General features: G+C 62.0%; 18 protein-coding genes. 5 read left to right on the forward strand and 13 right to left on the reverse strand.

Annotation, left to right across the window (positions count from 1 at the left end):
- Positions 1-8: 8 nt before the first annotated feature.
- Positions 9-245, forward strand: a complete 237-nt coding sequence (locus SLW75_RS25040; RefSeq protein WP_074891368.1) for a hypothetical protein — start codon at positions 9-11, stop codon at positions 243-245.
- Positions 246-271: 26 nt separating this feature from the next.
- Here the strand turns inward: SLW75_RS25040 and SLW75_RS25045 are convergent, their stop codons facing one another.
- Positions 272-1,156 carry a DMT family transporter gene (locus SLW75_RS25045; protein ID WP_192135393.1) on the reverse strand — a complete coding sequence of 295 codons (885 nt, stop codon included), beginning with the start codon at positions 1,154-1,156 and terminating at the stop codon, positions 272-274.
- Positions 1,157-1,307: 151 nt separating this feature from the next.
- Here SLW75_RS25045 and SLW75_RS25050 point away from each other — a divergent pair, with 151 nt between their 5' ends.
- On the forward strand, positions 1,308-1,598 hold the full coding sequence (locus SLW75_RS25050; protein WP_065987763.1) for a PsiF family protein: 291 nt from the start codon (positions 1,308-1,310) through the stop codon (positions 1,596-1,598).
- Positions 1,599-1,786: 188 nt separating this feature from the next.
- A complete protein-coding gene (locus tag SLW75_RS25055) occupies positions 1,787-2,797 on the forward strand; it encodes an AI-2E family transporter (protein WP_065987762.1) in 1,011 nt (336 codons plus the stop codon).
- 387 nt (positions 2,798-3,184) lie between these two features.
- Here SLW75_RS25055 and SLW75_RS25060 read toward each other — a convergent pair whose 3' ends face one another.
- Complete coding sequence (locus tag SLW75_RS25060) at positions 3,185-4,450, reverse strand: Hsp70 family protein (protein ID WP_410935722.1); 1,266 nt, start codon at positions 4,448-4,450, stop codon at positions 3,185-3,187.
- A 294-nt stretch (positions 4,451-4,744) separates the two neighbouring features.
- On the opposite strand from SLW75_RS25060, the gene cbpA reads away from it, so the two are divergent.
- A complete protein-coding gene (gene cbpA / locus SLW75_RS25065) occupies positions 4,745-5,704 on the forward strand; it encodes a curved DNA-binding protein (protein ID WP_296313806.1) in 960 nt (319 codons plus the stop codon).
- A gap of 2 nt (positions 5,705-5,706) precedes the next feature.
- Positions 5,707-6,003, forward strand: coding sequence for a chaperone modulator CbpM (locus tag SLW75_RS25070; RefSeq protein WP_410935723.1), 297 nt, complete (start codon positions 5,707-5,709; stop codon positions 6,001-6,003).
- Positions 6,004-6,058: 55 nt separating this feature from the next.
- On the opposite strand, the gene SLW75_RS25075 is transcribed toward SLW75_RS25070, so the two are convergent.
- The 11 genes from SLW75_RS25075 to urtB form a co-directional block, all read right to left on the reverse strand.
- The gene (locus SLW75_RS25075; protein WP_065987759.1) at positions 6,059-7,192 is read right to left on the reverse strand and encodes a sensor histidine kinase; all 1,134 of its coding nucleotides are present in this window, start codon (positions 7,190-7,192) and stop codon (positions 6,059-6,061) included.
- A 245-nt stretch (positions 7,193-7,437) separates the two neighbouring features.
- A complete protein-coding gene (gene ureC / locus SLW75_RS25080; protein WP_065987756.1) occupies positions 7,438-9,138 on the reverse strand; it encodes an urease subunit alpha in 1,701 nt (566 codons plus the stop codon).
- 141 nt (positions 9,139-9,279) lie between these two features.
- Entirely contained in the window at positions 9,280-9,585 is a 306-nt protein-coding gene (locus SLW75_RS25085; protein ID WP_065987755.1) for an urease subunit beta, read from the reverse strand.
- On the reverse strand, positions 9,582-10,118 hold the full coding sequence (locus tag SLW75_RS25090) for a GNAT family N-acetyltransferase (protein ID WP_410935724.1): 537 nt from the start codon (positions 10,116-10,118) through the stop codon (positions 9,582-9,584). The genes SLW75_RS25085 and SLW75_RS25090 overlap by 4 nt, the downstream gene beginning before the upstream one ends.
- A gap of 26 nt (positions 10,119-10,144) precedes the next feature.
- Complete coding sequence (locus SLW75_RS25095) at positions 10,145-10,696, reverse strand: GNAT family N-acetyltransferase (RefSeq protein ID WP_192133262.1); 552 nt, start codon at positions 10,694-10,696, stop codon at positions 10,145-10,147.
- A 61-nt stretch (positions 10,697-10,757) separates the two neighbouring features.
- Complete coding sequence (locus tag SLW75_RS25100; RefSeq protein WP_065987752.1) at positions 10,758-11,060, reverse strand: urease subunit gamma; 303 nt, start codon at positions 11,058-11,060, stop codon at positions 10,758-10,760.
- A gap of 196 nt (positions 11,061-11,256) precedes the next feature.
- The gene (locus tag SLW75_RS25105; RefSeq protein WP_410935725.1) at positions 11,257-12,102 is read right to left on the reverse strand and encodes an urease accessory protein UreD; all 846 of its coding nucleotides are present in this window, start codon (positions 12,100-12,102) and stop codon (positions 11,257-11,259) included.
- Positions 12,103-12,155: 53 nt separating this feature from the next.
- Positions 12,156-12,854, reverse strand: a complete 699-nt coding sequence (urtE, locus tag SLW75_RS25110) for an urea ABC transporter ATP-binding subunit UrtE (protein WP_410935726.1) — start codon at positions 12,852-12,854, stop codon at positions 12,156-12,158.
- Positions 12,855-12,956: 102 nt separating this feature from the next.
- Positions 12,957-13,811, reverse strand: a complete 855-nt coding sequence (gene urtD / locus SLW75_RS25115) for an urea ABC transporter ATP-binding protein UrtD (RefSeq protein WP_410935727.1) — start codon at positions 13,809-13,811, stop codon at positions 12,957-12,959.
- Positions 13,808-14,887 carry an urea ABC transporter permease subunit UrtC gene (urtC, locus tag SLW75_RS25120; RefSeq protein WP_410935728.1) on the reverse strand — a complete coding sequence of 360 codons (1,080 nt, stop codon included), beginning with the start codon at positions 14,885-14,887 and terminating at the stop codon, positions 13,808-13,810. The genes urtD and urtC overlap by 4 nt, the downstream gene beginning before the upstream one ends.
- Positions 14,887-16,476: an urea ABC transporter permease subunit UrtB gene (urtB, locus tag SLW75_RS25125; protein WP_410935729.1), complete on the reverse strand. Its 1,590-nt coding sequence runs from the start codon at positions 16,474-16,476 to the stop codon at positions 14,887-14,889. Before urtB ends, urtC begins: the two co-directional genes overlap by 1 nt.
- Positions 16,477-16,635 lie beyond the last annotated feature (159 nt).

The following is a 16,635-nucleotide window of genomic DNA, read 5'->3' on the forward strand; positions in this document are numbered from 1 at the left end:
GAGATGCGATGAGCGACAAAGAGCTTTATGAAATCGAGTACACGCTGGCCGGTGAGCACCATGTCGATCTGATTGAAAACCTCGACGTGCCAATCATCGAGGTTGTGCACGAGCTGGCGCTCAAGCACAACGTGGCCGTTGAAGATGACCCCTTCGATACCGGTGAGGACACCATCGGTCTGCCCCATGTGCTGGGCATCACCGACGTGTCGATTCACGCTGCGCAGGAGCACGACAAAGCCTGATAGCCGGTTTCATTCGACGGACAGCGTTAATGGATTGCGGCCTTGCGCAGCGGTGTGGTCCAGCGTTCTGCCAGGATCACCCCGCCCAGCGTCAGGGCACCGCCGATGAAGTGATACGACGCCAGCTGCTCGCCCAGTGCGAGCGCAGCGACCAGCGCCGTCAGGATCGGCACCAGGTTGAAAAACAACGTGGTACGGCTTGGCCCGAGGATGGAAATCGCTTTCATCCACAGCAACGGCGCGAGCATTGAGGTCGGGATGCACGCGTAGAGCACCAACGGAATGTTGCTCGCATTCAGGCCGGTTTTCGGTGAAATCACGAACAGCGGAAACAGCGCGATGATCGCCACCAGGATCTGCAAATAAAGCAGCTGCAACGGCGGCATGCGCAACTGCCACTTCTTCAGCAGCGTGCTATAGGTCGCATAGGCCAGCGTTGCGACCAGCATCATCACGTCGCCGATGTTGATGCCATGGGCAATCAGCAAGCTCCAGCTCCCTTGGGACACCACCCACAACACGCCCGCAAACGACACGATAGCGCCGACCAGCGCGCCTGCGGTCAACCGGGTGCCAAGGCTGGCGATCGACATGCCCAGGGTCATCACCGGCACCAAAGACAGAATGATGCCCATGTTGGTGGCCGTCGTGATGTTCGCCGCGTAGTACGCCAGGCTCTGATAAATCGCCATGCCCAGCACGCCCAGCACCACGACCTTGCCGATGATGGGTTTGATCTGCGCCCGATTGCGCAGCACGGGACCCAGCAGAAACGGCGTGAACAGCAAGCCGGCCAGTAACCAGCGATAGAAGCCGATCTCGGCCGGGAAAATACGGCCCGCGGCGGCTTTGGTGATGACGTTGTTGCCCGCCCAGATCATGACGGTGAGCAGTGGATAAAGGTATTGCATGACCGGCCCGGCGGCTGAATGAGGCGCCATTATCGGCCTGTCAGTGCGCGCGTCCAGCGTGCGCTACGCATTTGCAGAAATATGCAGCAACATTCTTTGGCTACACTGCTCCGAAAGCCATGCAGGTGCGTGGCGCTTCCGGAGAAAAGCGATGACGATGCTGCGTATTCCTCTGCTGGTGATGGGCCTGCTGCTGAGCGCCCAGGGTTTTGCCGCCACCGCCCAACAAAACAAGATGACCACCTGCAACGCCGATGCCTCGGCCAAATCCCTCAAAGGCGACGAGCGCAAGGCGTTCATGAGCTCCTGCCTGAAGGCCGCGCCTGCGCCTGCCGCCACTCAACAGGAGAAGATGAAAACCTGCAACGCCACGGCCAGCACTCAGGCGCTCAAGGGCGATGCGCGCAAGGCGTTCATGAGCGATTGTCTTAAAAAGAAATAATTTTCCGAGCCAATGGCGGGCGTCGAAAGGCGGCGCCGGCCCCTGTACTTTCTGCGATTGCGGCCGATGATCTGGCCTGCAATCGCAGCCTCCCAACGCTTGAGCCCTGAAGGGCTTTCGCGTCGCTGGTTCTCCACTCAGAACGCTGGCAGACTGCCCATCCTTCACGCCGCTCGTTTTGAGGCTGTATGCCAACGTTTACGCCCCGTCAAGTCTATCTGGCCAGTTGCATTCTCGTGTTCGGCGGGTTGCTGCTGGTCTTGCCGCTCAACCTTCTGCCCAGTCTGCTGGCGGGTTTGCTGGTGTACGAACTGGTCGACATGCTCACCCCACAGCTGCAACGGCTGATTGCCGGCGAGCGTGCGCGGTGGCTGGCGGTGGCGTTGCTGGGGACTCTGGTGGTGACGGTGCTGGCGTTGCTGTTTGCCGGCGCGATCAGCTTTTTGCTGCACGAGGCGGAAAACCCCGGCGCGTCGCTGGATAAATTCATGATTCTGGTGGACCGCGCCCGCGGTCAGCTGCCGCCCTTCATCGACAACTACCTGCCGGCGAGCGCCACCGAGTTTCAGGTGTCCCTCAGCGCGTGGCTGACCAAGCACCTGGGCGAGCTTCAGCTGCTCGGCAAGGGTGCGGCGCACATGTTCGTGACGTTACTGATTGGCATGGTGCTGGGCGCGATCATCGCCTTGCAGCGCATCCCCGATGTCACCAAGCGCAAGCCATTGGCGGCGGCGCTGTTCGAGCGTCTGCACCTGCTGACCCAGGCCTTCCGCAATATCGTTTTCGCGCAAATCAAGATCTCGCTGCTGAACACGGCGTTCACTTCTATATTCCTGGCAGTGATCCTGCCGCTGTGCGGCGTGCACCTGCCGCTGACCAAAACCCTGATCGTGCTGACCTTCCTGCTGGGCTTGCTTCCGGTGGTCGGCAACCTGATGTCCAACACGCTGATCTTCATCGTCGGCATGTCGTTGTCGATCTGGGTGGCGGTGGCGGCGTTGGGTTATCTGATCGTGATCCACAAAGTCGAGTATTTCCTCAACGCAAGGATCGTCGGCGGGCAGATCAGCGCCAAGTCGTGGGAATTGCTGCTGGCGATGCTGATCTTCGAAGCCGCCTTCGGCCTGCCGGGGGTAGTGGCAGGGCCGATTTATTACGCGTACCTGAAGAGCGAACTGCGCCGGGCAGAGCTGGTGTAGCGGCAGGTTTCAACCATTTCGCGAGTACCTGCGGTGTGGAGGCCCGGCTTCAGCCGGGAAGAGGCCTGCGCGGACAACCTCACTTTCGCGGCATGACACCCGACGCCTTCCCGGCTAAAGCCAGTCCTACGATGCGCCTGCGATGTGTAGGACCGGCTTCAGCCGGGAAGAGGCCTGCGCAGCCAACCTCACTTTCGCTGCGTGGCGCCTGACGCCTTCCCGGCTAAAGCCGGTCCCACAAAGTGCACACGGTCGGTCAGTGGGACCGCGATGTTCAGTAGGACCGGCTTCAGCCGGGAAGAGGCCTGCGCGGACAACCTCACTTTTGCGGTGTAACACCTGACGCCTTCCCGGCTAAAGCCAGTCCTACAAGCGCCCCGCGGGGGATCAGCCGTAACGCTTCTTGGCTTCGATCGCCAGCCCGCTGCCGATGCTGCCGAAGATGTTGCCTTCGACGTGCCGGGCCTTGGGCAGCATGGCGGCGACGCTGTTGCGTAGTGCCGGGATGCCGCTGGAGCCGCCGGTGAAGAACACGGTGTCGACATCGGTCACACCCACGCCTGCGTCATTCAACAGGTTGGTCACACTGCCGCGCACGCGTTCGAGCAAGGCGTCAATTGACGATTCGAACAACTGCCGCGTGAGGTCCACGCTCAGGCCGGGCTCGACGCGGTCCATCGGCACCAGACGATTTTCCGAGTGGGTCAGCTGGATCTTGGTTTCTTCGACTTCCATCGCCAGCCAGTGACCGGCGCGTTGATCGATCAGCCTGAACAGCCGATCAATGCCCAGGGTGTCTTCGATGTCATAGCGCATGCTGCCCAGCGCCAGTTGCGACTTTTGCGAATACACCGAGTTGATCGTGTGCCAGGTCGCCAGGTTCATGTGCGTGCTGGTCGGCATGTAGGCGCCGCTTTTCATCCGGCTGCCATAGCCAAACAGCGGCATCACGCCCTGCAGGCTCAGCTGCTTGTCGAAGTCGGTACCGCCGATGTGCACGCCGCCCGTGGCGAGGATGTCGCTGTGACGGTCGTCAATCAGGCGACGCTCCGGCGACAGGCGCACCAGCGAGAAGTCCGACGTACCGCCGCCGATGTCGACGATCAGCACCAGCTCTTCACGGTCCAGCGTTGACTCGTAGTCGAACGCGGCTGCGATGGGCTCGAACTGGAAGGAAACCTCCCTGAAGCCGATCTTGCGCGCCACATCGGCCAGCGTGTCTTCTGCCTCCTGGTCGGCGGCAGCGTCGTCATCGACGAAATGCACGGGACGGCCCAGCACGACGTGCTCGAAGGAATGACCGGCAGCGGCTTCAGCACGTTTTTTAAGTTCGCCGATGAACAGCCCGAGCAGGTCCTTGAACGGCATCGCTGTCCCGAGCACGCTGGTGTCGTGCTTGATCAGCTTGGAACCCAGCAGGCTCTTGAGCGAGCGCATCAGGCGGCCTTCGTAGCCCTCGAGGTACTCGTGAAGCGCAAGACGACCGTAGACCGGGCGGCGCTCTTCGATGTTGAAAAAGACCACCGAGGGCAGCGTGATCTTGCCGTCCTCCAGTGCGATCAGCGTTTCCACTCCAGGGCGTAGCCAGCCGACCGTGGAGTTGGACGTGCCAAAATCGATGCCAAGGGCACGGGCCGGGGATGGAGTGCTCATCTGCTTTGCATACCAGTCAAAAAACGGCCGCGCAGTGTATGCGAGTGCGCGCCGGATGCGTAGCGCGAAATGTCGGTTTATCGCCCGTCCGGCATCTATTTCCCGCCCCTGGCTTGAACTGTGGCCCCGAGCCCCAATCTAGCAGGCAACTCTTAATGCATTTGGCCGGTCTGGACAGCGTTTCAATTCGCGGGACGGCGTGCCGATAACATTGCAACGTTCAACGCAGCCAGCGTTCACATGTGGAACACGCTGCGGACTGGGCTGGATATTCCAGAATTGGGTGACCGTCAGATGGACTTCAAAGACTATTACAAGATCCTTGGCGTAGAGCCGACGGCGGACGAGAAGACGATCAAGACTGCCTATCGCAAGCTCGCGCGCAAGTATCACCCCGACGTCAGCAAAGAGCCTGGCGCGGAAGACAAATTCAAAGAAGCCTCCGAAGCGTATGAAGCGCTCAGCGACCCTGAAAAGCGCGCCGAATACGACGAGATTCGCAAATACGGCAGTCAGGGCCGGTTCCAGCCACCGCCTGGCTGGCAGGGCCGTGGCGGCGCGGGCGCGGGTCAGGGCTTTGGTGGCGGCGGCTTCGAAAACGGCGACTTCTCCGACTTTTTTAGTTCCATTTTCGGTAATCGCGGTGGTCAGCAAGGCGGTCGGGCGCAGAGCCCGGGGCGTCGAGGGCAGGACGTGGAGATGGAACTGGCGGTGTTTCTGGAGGAGACCCTCTCCACCGAGTCCAAGCAGATCAGCTTCAAGGTGCCGCAACACAGCGCCAATGGTCAGCGCATGGCCGACATCACCAAGACGTTGAATGTGAAGATCCCCGCGGGCGTCACCGATGGCGAGCGCATCCGCCTCAAGGGGCAGGGCGCGCCGGGCGTTGCCGGTGGGGAGAAGGGCGATCTGTATCTGATCATCCGCCTGGCGCCGCACCCGATGTTCGACGTCGAGGGGCATGACTTGATTATCACGGTGCCGATCGCGCCGTGGGAAGCAGCGCTCGGCACCAAGGTGGCGGTGCCGACGTTGACCGGCAAGATCAACCTGACCATCCGCCCGGACAGTCAGAACGGTCAGCGGCTGCGGGTCAAAGGCAATGGTCTGCTGAACAAGCAGGGCCAGCGCGGCGATCTGTACGCGCAACTGAAAATCGTCATGCCCAAATCCACCGATGAGGCTACCAAAGCGCTGTGGGAGAAGCTGGCCCAGCAGGCCGCGTTCGATCCGAGGGCTCAATGGAGTAACTGATCATGAGCAATACCCTGGTCATAGACATGCAGGAGTTCTGTGAGGTGGTCGACCTGCCGGCCGCCTTCGTCATCGAGATTGTCGAGCACGGCATTCTCGAACCCCAGGGAAGGCAGCCGGATGAGTGGCTGTTCGACAGTGCCGCGTTGTCGATCGGCAGGCGTGCGGTCAAATTGCGTCGCGAATTGCAGCTGGAATGGGACGGCGTCGCTTTGGCGCTGGACCTTCTGCAAGAGCTCGAACACGTCAGGGCGGAAAACCGCATGCTCAGGCAGCGGCTGGGGCGGTTTGTGGATTGAAGCGCTGGACTGAAGCTCACTCCCCACACGGGTTGTGCTCGCTGCTCAACGCTTATTAACCTTTCTTCGGCAATTCCACGTTAAACGTCGTGCCGTCTCCGACGTTGGACACAACTGTGATGCTGCCGTTATGGGCATTCACCACCTCTTTCACGATGAACAACCCCAGGCCCAGGCTGGTGGAAGGGTTGTGGATGCCGGTTTTTTCGTTGGCCGAGCGGACCAGCGGGTCGAAGATGCTGCCGATGGCTTCCTCCGCGATAGGCTCGCCGCCGTTATGCACCGAGAGGCTCACATGGTTTTCGCTGCCGGTGAGCTTCACGGTGACCTGCCGCGTCGCCGCGCCATGCTGCAAGGCATTGCCAATCAGGTTTTGCAGCAACTGTGCGATGCGTGCCCGATCCCACTCGCCCCGGGTGTCACCGGTGCTGGTGAACACGGCGTTGCAATCGGGCTGTCCTGCCGTGGCCGCGTCGATGGCCTCGCGGCAGGCCAGGGTCATCTCCATGGGTTTGCGCTCGACCGGCAGCGTGACGCCGAGACGGCTGCGAACAAACTCCAGCAAGTCGCTGATCATTGTCCCCATCAACAAACTGCTGCTTTTGATGCGTTTGATGTACCCAAGCTCGGCGTCTGCCAGCGTGGTCTTGCGCATCAGCACTTCGGACGACATACCGATGGCCTGCAAGGGCGCGCGCAGGTCATGACCGAGAATGGCAAGAAAGATGTCACGGGAACGTGTCACGCGATCGGCGTAGGCCGCCGTCGACTCGGCCAGGGCTTCATCGATGGCTTCGTTGAAGCGGATCATGTCGGTGATGTGACTGACCTGTGGATCTATCTGGTTTTCTGCCCAGAAGCGCACGACCGTGGCCCGAAGGTGGCGGAACTCTGAAGTCATCTGCACCAGGTCAAACCCGACGATATGGCGCAACTCACCATGACTGGAGGCGGCCTGATCGAGTGTCGGGGTTTTGCCGATGTCTTCGCCCTGCGCCTTGGCGATGCGTTCGGCTTTGGTCTGAGCGGTGTTCATGTCACGCGCCGCCGCGAGCAGGATCGCCTCGGCATGGTCGCGCAGCTCGGCTGAACTCATCTGGGCGGCGGCGGGCGTCAGCGTGGCCGCAAACCGTTCCCACTCATCGACGATGCGATCCACATTCTGAACGATGAAGTCCGAAAGACGCATGGGGAACTACCTTGCTGCCGGGGCGCTGAATGAGAGCGCGCATAGTACCGCCATGTTGTTGCAGGAAGCATCACGCATTTGCACGCTTTCATTGTAGGAGCGTGGCTTGTCCCGCGATCGGCAACCAATTCGTCGTGAAAAGCGGCGATCACGGAATAGCTGGATCTTCGCATTCATGGATTTCACTGGCGCTGCGCACCAGATCGCGGGACAAGCCACGCTCCTACAAAAAAGGACTAATACCCTTAGAACAGAAAATACCGCTGCGCCATTGGCAGCACGTCCGCCGGCTCGCACCACAACAGCACGCCGTCGGCCTTGACCTGGTAGGTCTGCGGGTCGACGTCGATGTTTGGCAGGTAGTCGTTGTGGATGAGGTCCGCCTTCGTGACGCTGCGGCAGCCCTTGACCACGCCGATCTGTTTCTTCAGACCCAGCTGCTCCGGGACCCCGGCGTCAAAGGCCGCCTGGCTGATGAACGTCAGGCTGCTGGCGTGCAACGAGCTGCCGTAGCTGGCAAACATCGGGCGGTAGTGAACCGGTTGCGGGGTCGGGATCGAGGCGTTGGCGTCGCCCATCAGGCTGGCGGCAATCGAGCCGCCCTTGAGGATCAGCGTCGGTTTCACCCCGAAGAAGGCCGGGCGCCAGAGCACCAGGTCCGCCCATTTACCCACCTCAATGGAGCCCACTTCATGGCTGATGCCGTGGGTGATGGCCGGATTGATGGTGTATTTGGCGATGTAGCGTTTGGCGCGGAAGTTATCGTTGCCTTCGCCGTCCCCCGGCAGCGGGCCGCGCTGGCGTTTCATTTTGTCGGCGGTCTGCCAGGTGCGCATGATCACTTCGCCCACGCGGCCCATGGCCTGGCTGTCGGAGCTGAGCATCGAGAACGCGCCCAGATCGTGAAGGATGTCCTCGGCGGCAATGGTTTCGCGGCGAATGCGGCTCTCGGCGAACGCGACGTCTTCGGCGATGCTCGGGTCCAGGTGATGGCAGACCATCAGCATGTCCAGGTGCTCGTCGATGGTGTTGCGGGTGAACGGCCGGGTCGGGTTGGTCGAGCTCGGCAGCACGTTAGGGAAGCCGCAGGCCTTGATGATGTCAGGAGCATGACCGCCGCCGGCGCCTTCGGTGTGGTAGGTGTGAATGGTGCGGTTCTTGAACGCCCCCAGAGTGGTTTCGACGAAGCCGGACTCGTTTAGCGTGTCGGTGTGGATAGCCACCTGCACGTCGTACTGATCGGCGACGCTCAGGCAGTTATCGATGGCCGCAGGCGTGGTGCCCCAGTCTTCGTGCAGCTTGAGGCCGATGGCACCGGCCTTGACCTGTTCGATCAGCGGCTCGGGCAGGCTGACGTTGCCCTTGCCGGTAAAGCCGATGTTCATGGGGAACGCTTCGGCAGCCTGCAACATGCGCATCATGTGCCACTTGCCGGGCGTGACCGTGGTTGCGTTGGTGCCCGTCGCCGGGCCGGTGCCGCCGCCGATCATGGTGGTGACGCCGCTCATCAGCGCTTCTTCGATCTGCTGCGGGCAGATGAAGTGGATGTGCGTGTCGACGCCACCGGCGGTGAGGATCATGCCTTCGCCAGCGATAACTTCGGTGGCGGCGCCGATGGCGATGGTCACCCCGGGCTGAATGTCCGGGTTGCCGGCCTTGCCGATGGCTGCGATGCGCCCGCCCTTGAGGCCGACATCGGCTTTGACGATGCCCCAGTGATCGACGATCAGCGCGTTGGTGATCAGCGTGTCGACGACTTCGGCAGCCACGCCCTGGCCCTGGCCCATGCCGTCACGAATGACCTTGCCGCCGCCGAACTTCACTTCCTCGCCATAGACGGTGAAATCCTGCTCGACCTCGATCCACAGCTCGGTGTCGGCCAGACGCACACGGTCGCCGACAGTGGGGCCGAACATGTCGGCGTAGGCTTGTCGGCTGATCTTCATACTTCGTTCCTCGAATCAAAGCGGCAAGCCTCAAGCGGCAAGCGGCAAGTAAAAGCGAATGTTGTGTACGCCGCGGACTGCTGTGCTTGGCGCTTGTGGCTTGGCGCTTGCAGCTTGACCTGGCTGGAAAGTGAACGCGTTTTACAGTTCACCCATAACTCTTCCCGCAAACCCGAAAACCCGCCTCAACCCGGCCAGGTCCACCAGTTCCACTTCCCGCGCCTGTCCCGGCTCGAAGCGCACGGCGGTGCCGGCGGGGATGTTCAGGCGCATGCCCCGGCTGGCGGCGCGGTCGAAGGTCAGGGCGTCGTTGGTTTCGAAAAAATGAAAGTGCGAGCCGACCTGAATTGGCCGGTCTCCGCTGTTGGCGACGCTAAGGGTGATGGTCCGGCGACCGGCGTTGAGCTCGATGTCGCCGGGCTGGATCTGGTATTCACCAGGAATCATGCGCTCTTCCTCGACAGTAACTTGTAGTAAATGGCCGTGGCCTTGTATTCGCCGTCGGGGTTGCAGGCGTAGTCCGGCAGCAGGCCAGACAGCTCATACCCCGACGCGCGATAGAAATCTTCGGCATCGGAACCGGCCAGTGTGTCCAGAAACAAAAGCCCGCGCTGGTGCTGCTGCGCTGCCTGTTCCACGGCGGTCATCAACTGCGTCGCCAGCCCGCGCCGGCGTGCCTGACTGAGCACCAGCAATTTCTGTACCTCGGCGCGGTTCAGGCCATTGGCCTTCTGGCACAGCGCCAGTTGCACCGTCGCCAGCACCTGGTCTTCCTCTGCCACCACCCAGAGCAGCACGTTGCCCTGCTCGACTTCGGCCTTGACGCCGTCCCACCACGTGGTGGCCTCTTCAGCGCCGAGATCGGCCATGAAACCGACCGAGGCCCCGTGGCGGACGGCGTCCAGCAACAGCGCCACCAGGCCTGAGCGGTAATGCGCGAAGCTTTCTGACGTGACACGGCGTAAGTGGGCGGCATTCATGGGCGAAATCCTTTCAGAATGAACATTCAGGCGACAGGCGTGAGGCCGGGCGCTTGCGAAGGTGGGGCAGAGGCGCCGGGCGACAGGTCCAGCTGCATGAAGGTCAGGTCCAGCCAGCGCCCGAACTTGGTGCCGACCTGGGGCATTTGCCCGGTGGTGATAAACCCTTGGCGCTCGTGCAGGTGAATCGACGCCGCGTTACCGCTTTCGATTGCCGCGACCATCATGTGCTTGTCGCAGGCGCGGGCGCGCTCGATCAGCGCTTTCATCAGCAGCGGACCCAGGCCGTTGCCCCGTTGATCGGCACGCACGTAAACCGAGTGCTCGACGGTGTGACGAAACCCCTCGAACGGTCGCCAGTCGCCGAACGACGAATAGCCCAGCACCTGATCCTCGTCGTCGACGGCGACCAGAATCGGGTACGCCTGTGCCTGGCGCGCGGCGAACCAGGTTTCGCGGTTGGCAAGGTCCACCGGCTGCTCGTTCCAGATCGCCGTGGTGTTGAGCACGGCGTCGTTGTAGATCGCCAGCACGGCCGGCATGTCAGTCAGCAAAGCGTCACGGATCGAATAGGTCATGTTCGTTTCCACGGGTTCCTGTGTGGCTGTTTCAACGGGCTTCTCAGGTTCAATGGGCCGTTCAGGCAATCGGCTGATGCACGGTGACCAGCTTGGTGCCATCCGGGAAGGTCGCCTCGACCTGGATCTCCGGGATCATTTCCGGGATGCCTTCCATCACCTGGTCACGGGTCAGCAGGGTGGTGCCGTAGTGCATCAGGTCGGCGACGGTCTGGCCGTCACGCGCACCTTCCAGCAGGGCGGCGGAGATGAAGGCCATCGCTTCCGGGTAATTAAGCTTCACACCGCGTGCCAGCCGTCGCTCGGCGACCAGGCCTGCGGTGAAGATCAGCATCTTGTCTTTTTCGCGTGGGGTCAGATCCATGGGTTTTGTCCGTTATTAAGTTCCGAATAGAGAAATCGCCGCAAACTCTGTAGGAGCGTGGCTTGTCCCGCGATCTGACGCGAAGCGGCAGTCATGGCCTTCCTTCGATCTGTCATGAGGACCGTATGGGCCGGTTTACGACGACTTCGTCGCCGATCGCCGGACAAGCCACGCTCCTACAGATGGCCAGTTTCGTTTAGGTGCTCCAGATCCTCGGCGCCACCGCCTCCCGGCCCAACAGGGCAGGGCGCAGCAGCCTCCATAATTCAATCAGCCAGGCCCGCGCGTGCAGGGCTTCGTCTGCCAGGCAGCGGGCGATGATCAACCCTGGCAACTGGCTGAGGTCGCCGCGCACGGCTGAATGTGCGGCCAGCTCGCGGCAGCGCTCCATCAAATCAGCGTCGATTTCCCCGGTCACGATCAGCGTCGCGAACACCGGTTTGCCGCACAGGCCGATAGGCGAATCCAGCAAGCCGTCATTGCCGACGATGCGCTGGCGCTCGTGCCACAACAGCTTGCCGTCACGCCGGATATCCAGATGCGCCTGAAAGTGGCCCTGATCGAAATGCTCCCCACTGGCCGGCCGGCCCAGCGCAACCACGTCCCAATAGAACAGCCGGGCGTCGCCTTCCAGATCGATCTGCGTGGTCAGTTCAGCCTTGGCTTCGCTGAAGACGATGGATTCCTGCGGCAGCCATTCCAGCGTGCCGCCTGCAGAGACGTTTATGTCCAGTTGCTGATAGGCCGGACCCGCCGCGCGGTACCACTTCGCTGCGCCGGGGCTGGTCAATTGCGCCCAGGCGTTGGCGCCGACGCTGGCGCTGATGTCCAGCCGATCGCCGCCGGCAATGCCGCCCGGCGGGTGAACGATGATGTGTTGGCAGACCTGCGGCCCTTCGGCGTACAGATGCTTTTGCACCCGCAACGGACCTTTGTGGCGTCGTTGCGTCGGGCGCGTGCTGTCGCCGAAACGCCCATACGCCAGCTCCAGCTCGGCATGCCAGCTGGGGGTGAACAGGGCGGTGTGGGCAGGAAGATTCATAAGTCGATTATCGTTTTATCGAAGGTCAGTACCTTAGCTGATCGGCGCATTAATTAAATGGTGACCAGACCCCGAACGCCTTCGGCCTCCATGTTTTCGCCGCGCCCCTGCTGCACGATCTCGCCGCGGGACATGACGATGTACTGGTCCGCCAGCTCGGCGGCAAAGTCGTAGAACTGCTCGACCAGCAGGATCGCCATGTCACCGCGGGCGGCGAGCTTTTTGATCACCGCGCCGATTTCTTTGATCACCGAGGGCTGAATGCCTTCGGTGGGTTCGTCGAGAATCAGCAGGCGAGGGCGACTGGCGAGGGCGCGACCGATCGCCAGTTGCTGTTGTTGACCGCCGGACAGGTCGCCACCGCGCCGGTGCTTCATCTGCAGCAACACCGGGAACAGCTCGTAGATGAACGCCGGGACTTCCTTCGCCTCCGATCCCGGAAAGCGTGACAGGCCCATCAGCAGGTTTTCCTCAACGGTCAGCCGCCCGAAAATCTCCCGGCCCTGGGGCACGTAGGCGATGCCGGAATGCACGCGCTGGTGGGGCTTGAAACCGGTAATCGGCTTGCCTTCCCACTGCACAACGCCTTCTTTGGCGGGCAGCAGCCCCATCAGCACTTTCAACAGCGTGGTCTTGCCCACACCGTTACGACCGAGCAGGCACGTGACCTCGCCGATTTTTACGTCAAACGACAGGCCGCGGAGGATGTGGCTGCCGCCGTAGAATTGATGCAGCTGAGTGACGGTTAACAATTTGATTTCCTCGGATTCATCAGCTGCAAGCTGCAAGAAAAAGCGGGTCATGCGTTTGGCTTCAGCTCGCCGCTTGCAGCTAAAAGCTTGCCGCTGGGCGGTTTACCGCCCCAAATACACTTCGATAACTCTTTCATCCGCCTGCACGTCTTCCAGCGTTCCTTCCGCCAGCACGCTGCCCTGGTGCAGGACGGTGACGTGGTCGGCGATGCTGCCGACGAAGCCCATGTCGTGCTCGACCACCATCAGCGAGTGCTTGCCGGCCAGGCTCTTGAACAGCTCGGCGGTGAATTCGGTTTCGGCGTCGGTCATGCCGGCGACAGGCTCGTCGAGCAGCAGCAGTTGCGGGTCTTGGACCAGCAACATGCCGATCTCCAGAAACTGCTTCTGGCCGTGGGACAACAGCCCGGCGGGGCGCGACATCGACGCCGTCAGGCGAATGGTTTCCAGCACCTCGTCGATGCGGTCGCGCTGTTCGCCGTTGAGCTTTGCCCGCAGGCTGGCCCACACCGATTTGTCGGTCTTCTGCGCCAACTCCAGGTTTTCGAACACGCTCAGCGCTTCAAACACCGTCGGTTTCTGAAATTTGCGGCCGATGCCGGCCTGGGCGATCTGCACTTCGCTCATCTTGGTCAGATCGAGGGTTTCGCCGAACCAAGCCTTGCCGTGACTGGGGCGGGTCTTGCCGGTGATCACATCCATCAGCGTGGTCTTGCCTGCGCCGTTGGGGCCGATGATGCAGCGCAGCTCGCCGACGCGGATGTACAGATTCAGATCGTTGAGGGCCTTGAAACCGTCGAAACTGACGCTGATGTCTTCCAGCGTCAGGATCGTGCCGTGCAAGGTGTTCAGTCCTTTGCCGGCGACCTGACCAAGGCCGATGGCGTCGCGGCTGGTGCCGGCGTCGCTGTTCGGGTCGAGCACCGGATCGAATGCGGGCGTCGGAGTGCTTTTCATTGCTCGCCCCTTTTTTTGATCAGGCCGATCACGCCTTTGGGCAGGTACAGCGTCACCACGATGAACAGCGCGCCGAGGAAGAACAGCCAGTATTCAGGGAAGGCCACGGTGAACCAGCTCTTCATGCCATTGACTACACCTGCGCCAAGCAGCGGGCCGATCAGCGTGCCGCGACCGCCCAGGGCGACCCAGACGGCCGCTTCAATGGAGTTGGTCGGCGACATTTCGCTCGGGTTGATGATGCCCACCTGCGGCACGTACAACGCCCCGGCCAGCCCGCACAGCACGGCGCTCAACACCCAGACAAACAGCTTGAAACCGCGCGGATCGTAGCCGCAGAACATTAAACGGTTCTCCGCATCGCGCACGGCGGTCAAGACACGACCGAACTTGCTGCGGGCCAGACGCCAGCCGACAAACAAGCTGCCCGCCAGCAGCGCCACCGTCAGCAGAAACAACACCGCGCGAGTGCCCTGGGAGGTGATGCTGAACCCCAGAATGCTGCGGAAGTTGGTGAAACCGTTGTTGCCGCCAAAGCCGGTTTCGTTGCGGAAAAACAGCAGCATGCCGGCGAAGGTCAGGGCCTGGGTCATGATCGAGAAGTACACGCCCTTGATCCGCGAGCGGAAGGCGAAGAAGCCGAACACCAGTGCCAGCAACCCCGGCGCCAGGACCACCAGGCACATGGCCCAGAGGAAATGCTGGGTGCCGACCCAGTACCACGGCAGTTCGGTCCACGACAGAAAGGTCATGAACGCCGGCAGACCGTCGCCCGACGCTTCGCGCATCAGGTACATGCCCATCGCGTAACCGCCCAGCGCGAAGAACAGCCCGTGGCCGAGGGACAACAGGCCGGCGTAACCCCAGACCAGGTCCAGCGCCAGGGCAACGATCGCGTAGCAGAGGATCTTGCCTACTAGCGTCAGCGTATAAGCCGACACCTGCAGGCTGTTGCTCTCGGGCAGCAGGGACAGCAACGGCAGGGCGATCAGCAAGGCAAGAATCACCACGCCGACCGCGACCGTGACTTGGGTGCCGGCGCGTTGCGCGGCAGTGACCATTAATGGCTGATTCATCAGTCGATCACCCGTCCTTTGAGTGCGAAGAGGCCTTGCGGACGTTTCTGAATGAACAGAATGATCAGCGCCAGGATCAGGATCTTGCCCAGTACCGCGCCGATCTGCGGTTCGAGAATCTTGTTGGCGATGCCCAGCCCGAAGGCTGCGGTGACGCTGCCGGCCAGTTGCCCGACGCCGCCGAGCACGACCACGAGGAAGGAGTCGATGATGTAGCTCTGGCCCAGGTCAGGACCGACGTTGCCAATTTGGCTGAGTGCCACGCCGCCCAGGCCGGCAATGCCGGAGCCGAGCCCGAAGGCCATCATGTCGATGCGCCCGGTGGGCACGCCGCAGCAGGCGGCCATGTTGCGGTTCTGGGTGACGGCACGCACGTTCAGGCCCAGGCGGGTTTTGTTCAGCAGCAGCCAGGTCAGCACGACGACAAACAGCGCGAAGGCGATGATGACGATGCGGTTCCAGGGCAGCACGAGATTGGGCAGCACCTGAATGCCGCCCGACAGCCATTCCGGGTTCGCCACTTCGACGTTCTGCGCGCCGAACACCACGCGAATCAGTTGGATCAGCATCAGGCTGATGCCCCAGGTCGCCAGCAGTGTTTCCAGCGGGCGACCGTACAAGTGGCGGATGACCGTACGTTCCAGGGCCATGCCGATGCACGCGGTGACGAAAAACGCGATCGGCAGCGCCACCAGCGGATAAAACTCAAGGGCGCCTGGGGCGTAGCGCTGAAACATCATCTGCACGACGTAGGTGGCGTAGGCGCCGAGCATCAGCATCTCGCCGTGGGCCATATTGATCACACCGAGCAGGCCAAAGGTGATCGCCAGCCCCAGCGCCGCCAGCAGCAGAATCGATCCCAGTGACAGGCCGGCGAAGGCTTGCCCGAGGATCTCGCCGATCATTAATTTGCGTTTGACCTGAGCCAGGCTTGTCTCCGCCGCCAGACGCACGGTGGGGTCGGTTTCAACGTTGGGTTCGAGCAGGGTTTCCAGCCGGGTGCGGGCCAGTGGATCACCGGTTTCACCGAGCAGGCGCACCGCGGCGAGCCGCACGGTAGGGCTCACGTCCACCAGCTGCAGGTTGGCCAGCGCCAGATTAAGGGCCGAATGGACGCTGTCGTCCTGTTCGCTCGCCACTTGTTGCACCAGCAACGGCAATTGCGCCGGGCGCGCGCTTTTCTGCAGGATTTGCGCGGCGGCCAGGCGAACCTTGGGGTCGGCAGCGAGCAATTGATGGCTGGCCAGCGCGGTGTTGATCAGGCCGCGAAGGCGGTTATTCAGGCTAATGGCCTGTGGCGTGTCGGGGTGTGGCGCATCGGCCAGCGCGGGAGCGGCAGGGTCGACGGCGATGAAGCTGTCGCCGTTCTGGATGAACGCCCGGTTGCTGCTGTCGGCGGCGACGCGGCCGTCCTGCAGGGCAACCAGCAACTCGACGCGCGCCGGGTCAGGCCTGGCGGCCCAGGTTTCCAGCAGTTGGGCGCGCTCGGAGGATTGGGCCGCGACAAAGTCGCCGGCATCGCTGGCGTGGGCGGCGAAGGGCAGCCACAGGCACAGCGCGAGAATGAGGTGGTGGAAGTATCTGGGCATATCGAGTCCTGGGAGCACCCGCATGACGCAATGTCATGCAGGGAACCTGTAGGCGTGAGCTTGCTCGCGATCACGTGATGTCAGACGGCATCTGCGATCTCGGTGAGATCGCATTCGCGAGCAAGCTCGCTCCCACAGGGAAAGGTTCAGCCGGAACAT

It is taken from the genome of Pseudomonas sp. W5-01 (genome assembly GCF_046540435.1).
Taxonomy (GTDB): domain Bacteria; phylum Pseudomonadota; class Gammaproteobacteria; order Pseudomonadales; family Pseudomonadaceae; genus Aquipseudomonas; species Aquipseudomonas graminis_B.